This window comes from Terrihabitans soli, assembly GCF_014191545.1.
GTDB lineage: Bacteria > Pseudomonadota > Alphaproteobacteria > Rhizobiales > Methylopilaceae > Flaviflagellibacter > Flaviflagellibacter soli.
This window is the reverse complement of record NZ_AP023361.1, coordinates 450,781-457,500: the sequence shown is the minus strand read 5'-3', so window position 1 is coordinate 457,500 and position 6,720 is coordinate 450,781. Positions and strand designations below refer to the sequence as shown.

Genomic DNA, 6,720 nt, shown 5'->3' with positions numbered 1-6,720 from the left:
TGCAGCCGGTGCGCGTCATCGTCGCCTCGGGCTCAAGCGAGTCGATCGTCGCGCTGTCCGATACCGGCGGCTATGTCGCCGTCGCCGATGCGCCCGAAATCGCGCAGGAAGGCGAGGAAGTCGCCACCGCCCCGACCGGGCGCGACGGCGATCTGAGCCTTTATCAAAGCTTCTACGGCACCGCGCTCGCGAAGGGCGTGCCGAAGCCCGTCATCGACGAACTTGTCAAAGTCTTCGGCTATGACGCCGATTTCCAGCGCAAGGTCGGCGGCGGCGACAGTTTCGAAGTTCTCTTCGGCAGCGACGACAGCGGCCAGGTCGACGGCCCGCCGGAGGTCATCTACTGCTCGCTCACGGCCGGCGGCGAATCCCGCCGTTATTACCGCTATCAGTCGCCGGAGGACGGCGCTGTCGACTATTACGACGAGGAAGGCCGCTCGGCCCGCAAATTCCTGATGCGCAAGCCGGTCGCGCAGGCCGTCATGCGCTCGGGCTTTGGCCTGCGCCGCCATCCGATCCTCGGCTACTCTAAAATGCATACGGGCGTCGACTGGGCCGCGCCGCGCGGCACGCCGATCTATGCCGCGGGCTCGGGCGTCGTCGAACTTGCCGAGCGCAACAGCGGCTATGGCAACCAGGTCAAGATCCAGCACGCCAACGGCTATGAGACGGCGTACGGACACATGCAGGGCTTTGCCAAGGGCATGAAAGAGGGGCTGCGCGTCCGTCAGGGCCAGCTCATCGGCTATGTCGGTTCGACCGGTCTCTCCACCGGCCCGCACGTCCACTATGAAGTTCTGGTCAACGGCCGCTTCGTGAACCCGATGCGCATCAAGGTGCCGCGCGGCCGCGAAATCGAAGGCGCGGCTCTCGCCGAGTTCAAGCGCGAACGCGAACGCATTGACGGACTTGTCGGCCGGGACGGGAGCGGCCAGGCGCAGCTCACCCAGACCGGCCGCAGCGGCGGCTGAACGGGAACCTCCTGCCCCGCATCGGCGTCTTGTTGAGATCGAAAGAAAAGATCGCCGTGGCCGGAAAAATCTTCAAATCCGTCAAACCGCCTTTAGCCGTGGCGAAAGAAGCCGCGCGCGGACTCGAACTGCGCAAGCAGCACAAACGCGGCGGCACCGAAATCGGCGTCTGGCGGGCGGAAAACCTCATCAAGCGCACGCCGCTCGACGTACCCGAGCTCAAGCGCATCCGCTCCTATTTCGCGCGGCATGAAGTCGATAAGCGCGGCAAGGACTGGAACAACAAAGAGCGCCCATCGGCCGGCCATATCGCCTGGCTTTTATGGGGCGGTGAGCCCGGCCGCGCGTGGGCCGAAGAGGAACTCAAGAAGTTGGGATTCTAAGCGCGCGTCACATGACGCGGGGCAACGATGTCGCCGCGCTGCGTCGCAAGGCCGAATTCGAAACTGTCGGCGATCTGCCGCGCGCGCTGGATGAAGACCGGCGCCGCATCGGCCGGCAAAACATCCCTGGCCGTCTTTTCGAACAGATCAAGCCAGCGGTCGAAATGATGGCTCTGGATGGTATCGCCCAGAAGAAGATGGGCGCGCATGGGCCGTCCGGTAAAACGCTGCGTGCGCAAAATCACCGACGACCAGAAATCGCAGAGTTTTGCCAGATGATCGGGCCAATCTTCGACCTTCGCATTGAAGATCGGCCCGATCAGATCGTCGTCGCGGACGCGGCCGTAGAAAGTGTGGACGAGAGTTTTGATCTCGTCCTCACCGATGGTCACCGAAGGCGCGGTCATGCGGCCGCGCTCTTGGCCGTCTCGTTGATATGAATGCCGTCGGGGCCGGCGGTGACCCGCACCGTCGATCCGTCCTGAACGTCGCCCGCGAGAATGGCTTCCGCGAGCTTGTCCTGAACGTTTTTCTGGATGACGCGCTTCAAAGGGCGCGCGCCATAAGCGGGATCGTAGCCCTTCTCCGACAGCCAGCTGCGCGCCGACACGTCGAGATCGAGCACGATCTTGCGGTCGTCGAGCAGCTTCTGCAGACGCTTCATCTGGATATCGACGATCGAGCCCATCTGATCGCGCTGCAGGCGATGGAAGACGACGATTTCGTCAATACGGTTGATGAATTCCGGACGGAAATGCTTGCGCACCGCATCCATCACGAGGCTGTAGGCCTCCTGATCGGACACGACATGATCGCCCTTTTCGCCGGAGATTCCGAAGCCGATCGGATGGCGCGGATCGGCGAGGAATTCAGCGCCGAGATTGGACGTCATGATGATCAGCGTGTTGCGGAAATCGACCGTGCGGCCCTGACCGTCGGTCAGACGTCCATCGTCGAGAACCTGCAGGAGAACGTTGAACACGTCCTGATGCGCTTTTTCGACTTCGTCGAACAGGATGACCTGGTACGGACGGCGGCGCACCGCTTCCGTCAGCGAACCGCCTTCCTCATAGCCGACATAGCCGGGAGGTGCGCCGATGAGCCGGGCCACGGAGTGCTTCTCCATATATTCGGACATATCGATGCGCACGAGTGCGGTCTCGTCGTCGAAGAGATAATCGGCAAGCGCCTTCGTCAGCTCGGTCTTGCCGACGCCGGTCGGCCCGAGGAACAGGAAGGAGCCGATCGGACGGTTCGGATCCTGCAGTCCGGCACGCGCACGGCGCACCGCAGTCGAGACGGCTTTCACCGCTTCGGCCTGACCGATGACTCGCTTCGAAAGCTGATCTTCCATCTTCAGAAGCTTCTCGCGTTCGCCTTCGAGCATTTTGTCGACCGGAACGCCGGTCCAGCGCGAGACGACGCCCGCGATGTGATCGGGCGTGACGACCTCTTCGACCAGAGCACGGCTTTCCGCCTTGTCGAGTTCGGCAATCTCACGCTCGAGACCCGGGATCACGCCATAAGCAAGCTCGCCAGCCCTGGCGAGATCACCCTTGCGCTGCGCCTGTTCGAGGTCGCTGCGCGCCTGATCGAGATCGCCCTTTAGCTTCTGCGCGCGGCCGAGCCGGCTCTTTTCGGCCTGCCAGGTCGCCGTGATCGCTTTCGACTTCTCATCGAGTTCGGCGATTTCGGTCTCGAGATTTTCGAGGCGCGATTTCGACGCCCGGTCATTTTCCTTCTTCAGCGCTTCGCGTTCGATCCGCAGCTGCATCAGCCGCCGGTCGATCTCGTCGAGCTCTTCCGGTTTCGAGTCGACCTGCATGCGCAGGCGCGAGGCCGCCTCGTCGACAAGGTCGATCGCCTTGTCGGGCAGGAAACGGTCGGTGATGTAGCGGTTCGAAAGCGTCGCGGCTGACACCAGCGCCGAGTCGGAAATGCGCACGCCGTGATGGAGTTCGTATTTCTCCTTCAGGCCGCGCAGGATCGAGATCGTGTCCTCGACCGTCGGTTCGGACACGAACACCGGCTGGAAACGCCGGGCGAGCGCCGCATCCTTTTCGACATGCTTTCTGTATTCGTCGAGCGTCGTTGCGCCGACGCAATGCAGTTCGCCGCGGGCCAGAGCCGGTTTCAGAAGGTTCGACGCATCCATCGCGCCGTCCGTCTTGCCCGCGCCGACCAGCGTGTGCATTTCGTCGATGAAGAGAATGATGTCGCCGGCAGCGCCGGTGACTTCCGACAGAACGGCTTTCAGCCGCTCTTCGAATTCGCCGCGATATTTCGCGCCGGCGATCAAGGCGCCGAGATCAAGCGCCAGAAGCTTCTTGTCTTTCAAAGACTCCGGAACGTCGCCATTGACGATGCGCTGCGCGAGGCCTTCGACGATGGCGGTCTTGCCGACGCCTGGTTCGCCGATGAGAACCGGATTGTTCTTGGTGCGGCGCGCCAGAACCTGGATGGTGCGGCGGATTTCTTCGTCACGGCCGATGACCGGATCGACCTTGCCGTCGCGTGCCGCCTGGGTGAGATCGCGCGCATAACGCTTCAGCGCGTCATAGGCGTTTTCGGCGGACGAGCTGTCGGCCGTGCGGCCTTTGCGAAGTTCGTTGACGGCATCGTTCAAAGCTTTCGGCGTGACGCCCGCCTTTGCGAGAGCCTTGCCGGCTTCGGACGTCTTGTCTGCGGCAAGCGCCAGCAGAAGCCGTTCGACGGTGACGAAATTATCGCCCGCTTTCTCGGCGAGATCTTCCGCGGCCTGGAAAGCGCGCGCCGTCGCCGGCGCGAGATAAATCTGTCCCGTGCCGCCTTCGACCTTCGGCACTTTCTTCAGCGCAGCTTCCGTTTCGGCCAGAGCCTCGCGCGAGCGGCCGCCGGCGGCATCGATCAGACCCGCGGCGAGCCCCTCGGGATCGTCGAGCAGAACTTTCAGAATATGTTCGGGCAGAAACTGCTGATGGCCCTCGCGCAGGACGAGGCCCTGGGCGGACTGCAGGAACCCGCGCACCCGCTCGGTATATTTTTCGACATTCATCCTATCGACCCTCCTCCGGCTCCGGCTTAAGAAAGCCCGGCTCCGGCAATTGATCCTCGGGCCCCTGCACCAAGTCGGGTGTTCCCGACTTGGCCCCTAAAAAGGTAGGCGGCCCCTTTGCCGCCTAGATGGGCACGGCGGGGTTTCGGGAAAAGACCCCGGCCGGCGGGAATGAAATTTTTGCAGGGTTTGGGTGAATAACCATGATTTCCGTCAAAAGCCTCCAGCGCTATCCGGTGAAGGGCCTTTCGGCCGAGACGCTGCCCTTTGCCGATCTGAGCCCCGGAGAGACGCTGTCCGGCGACCGCGCCTTTGCCGTCGAAAACGGCCCGTCCAGCTTCGATCCCGAGGCGCCGTCCTGGATGCCGAAGATCAAGTTCCTCTGCTGGATGAAGAACCCCAAACTCGCGCGCCTTGCCTCGCATTATGACGATGCGACCAGCACGCTGACGATCGAGAACAATGGCGCCAAGGTTTCCGGCGATCTGTCGACCGCAGACGGCCGCGCCGCGATCGAAGCTTTCCTTGCCGATTTCATGGACGATGAGGCACGCGGCGCTCTGCGCGTCCTCTCCTCGCCCGGCCACAGTTTTTCGGATGTCGCGAAGAAGGTCGTGTCCTTCATCAATCTCGCCAGCGCAGAAGATCTCGGACGCGTTCTCGGCGCGCCTGTCGATCCGATCCGCTTTCGCGGCAATGTGCATCTGGCCGGCATGGAACCGTGGATCGAGGCGACCTGGGTCGGTCGCGAATTTCAGATCGGCGAGGCCAAGTTCAAAGTGCGCAAGACGATCCAGCGCTGTCTCGCCACGCATGTCGATCCGGTGCGCGGCGTGCGCGATCTCGACATCATGGGCACGATCAAGAACGAGCGCGGCGATCTCGATTGCGGCATCTATGCCGAGGTGATGACGCCCGGCCGCATTTCCGAAGGCGACGAGCTCAAGCTTATTTAAGGGAAAGATCGGCGGCGATGTCGCGGCGGTGCGCCGTCAGCCAGGCGCGGAACTGCGCTTCGAGACGCGCACGGTCGGCGCGGGACGCTGCAATCGCCGCATCGATATCGGGCGTCCAGGGCAGGCTGTCGGGGATACGTTTGTCTTCCGCCCAATCGGCCAGCGCATTGGTTTCGGCAAGCCAGCCCAAAAGCTTTAACCGCGACTCGACATCGGACGATCCGCCGGCGGTTTCCATCCAGCGCGCGGCCTCCACGCCGTAGAGATTGTTGTAGAGGTCCTTGTAGACCTCGCGCGCCACATCGGTCTCGTGGTTCACGATCTGCTCGATGCGCTCGACCGTCTCGCCGGTCCACACCGTGACATTCTCTGCCGTGTCGGCGCCGAGGATCGGGCGCAGGCGCGCATAGAGTTCGGCGGCGGCAAAGCCGTGCTTGAGGCTGTTATGCTCGGCTTCGCTGAGACGGCGGCGCTGAATCTCTTCGGAAGCGATTTTCGCGAAGATGTAGAACGGCGCGGAGACAAGACCGAACAGCAGCGCGAGTGCTGCGAGCGCGAGCAGAAATCTTTTCAATTCCCGTCCCCTCAAACAAAAAGCGCGGCACCGGAATGCCGCGCTTTTTCTAAGCTGCGCTTAAATCTTATTCGCCGGGTGCGATTTCCGGCTCGGCGCTCGGGCCGCCGCCTTCGCCTGCACCCTGCTCGCCCGGACCGCCATTGCGGCCATAGCGGCCGAAGCGGCGGTTACGGTTGCGGTTGCGGCCGCCATTGTTATAGCCGCCTTCGCCGCGCTCCTGACCGCCACCACCCTGGCCGCCCTGATATTCCTGGCCGCCGGTGATGAAGGCCGGCAGACCGCCGGGTTCACCGCCATTGTTCTGATGATTGTTGTAGGAGCGCTGCTCGCGCGGCTCACGCTGTTCGCGCGGCTGGCCGCCTTCGCCATTCTGCGCGTAAGGCTGCGGCGCGTTCTGCGGGTAGCCCTGCTGCTGGCGGGGCTGCTGATCGCCCTCATAGCCATTGGCCTGGCCGTCGCCCTCTTCATCGCCGTCTTCGTCGCGCGACTCATCGTCGGCGCGAACAAAACCGCCGCCCTGATTCTGCGGGTATTGAGGCTGGGCCGCCGCGACGATGCGGTAATAGTGCTCGGCGTGCTGGAGATAGTTCTCGGCCGAAATGGGATCGCCGGACGAGGTCGCGTCGCGCGCGAGCTGCACGTATTTGTCGGCGATATGAGCGGCGGTACCGCGGATTTTTACATCCGGGCCGTTCGACTCATAGCTACGGCTGAGTGGGTTCGGGCCTTTGCGGTTGTTATTATTACGACCGCGCATGCGCTTCTGCTGATGCTGCTGACCTTGCCTCATGGCTCTCTG

The 6,720-nt window shown here is 62.9% G+C and carries 7 protein-coding genes (1 of these 7 only partly in view); 3 read left to right on the top strand and 4 right to left on the bottom strand.

What is annotated here, in order from left to right; genetic code table 11:
* Together IZ6_RS02375 and IZ6_RS02370 are read left to right on the top strand one after the other, a co-directional pair.
* Window positions 1-971, top strand: the 3' end of a protein-coding gene (locus IZ6_RS02375) for a M23 family metallopeptidase (RefSeq protein ID WP_222876426.1). Its footprint begins 991 nt before the window's first position; 971 of the gene's 1,962 nt are visible here — the last part of the coding sequence; its start codon lies off the left edge, out of view; the stop codon is at window positions 969-971.
* Window positions 972-1,027: 56 nt separating this feature from the next.
* Window positions 1,028-1,354 (top strand): hypothetical protein, encoded by a 327-nt coding sequence (locus IZ6_RS02370; protein ID WP_225873978.1) that lies wholly within the window; start codon window positions 1,028-1,030, stop codon window positions 1,352-1,354.
* Here the strand turns inward: IZ6_RS02370 and IZ6_RS02365 are convergent.
* Together IZ6_RS02365 and clpB are read right to left on the bottom strand one after the other, a co-directional pair.
* Window positions 1,351-1,761, bottom strand: a complete 411-nt coding sequence (locus IZ6_RS02365; protein ID WP_222876425.1) for a group III truncated hemoglobin — start codon at window positions 1,759-1,761, stop codon at window positions 1,351-1,353. The genes IZ6_RS02370 and IZ6_RS02365 overlap by 4 nt on opposite strands.
* Window positions 1,758-4,388: an ATP-dependent chaperone ClpB gene (clpB, locus tag IZ6_RS02360; RefSeq protein WP_222876424.1), complete on the bottom strand. Its 2,631-nt coding sequence runs from the start codon at window positions 4,386-4,388 to the stop codon at window positions 1,758-1,760. Before clpB ends, IZ6_RS02365 begins: the two co-directional genes overlap by 4 nt.
* 203 nt (window positions 4,389-4,591) lie before the next feature.
* Here clpB and IZ6_RS02355 point away from each other — a divergent pair, with 203 nt between their 5' ends.
* Window positions 4,592-5,344, top strand: coding sequence for an MOSC domain-containing protein (locus tag IZ6_RS02355; protein WP_222876423.1), 753 nt, complete (start codon window positions 4,592-4,594; stop codon window positions 5,342-5,344).
* Here IZ6_RS02355 and IZ6_RS02350 read toward each other — a convergent pair.
* Together IZ6_RS02350 and IZ6_RS02345 are read right to left on the bottom strand one after the other, a co-directional pair.
* A complete protein-coding gene (locus tag IZ6_RS02350; RefSeq protein WP_222876422.1) occupies window positions 5,337-5,918 on the bottom strand; it encodes a hypothetical protein in 582 nt (193 codons plus the stop codon). The two genes, IZ6_RS02355 and IZ6_RS02350, sit on opposite strands and share 8 nt — an antisense overlap.
* Window positions 5,919-5,985: 67 nt before the next feature.
* Entirely contained in the window at window positions 5,986-6,678 is a 693-nt protein-coding gene (locus tag IZ6_RS02345) for a DUF4167 domain-containing protein (RefSeq protein WP_420825564.1), read from the bottom strand.
* Window positions 6,679-6,720: the final 42 nt, after the last annotated feature.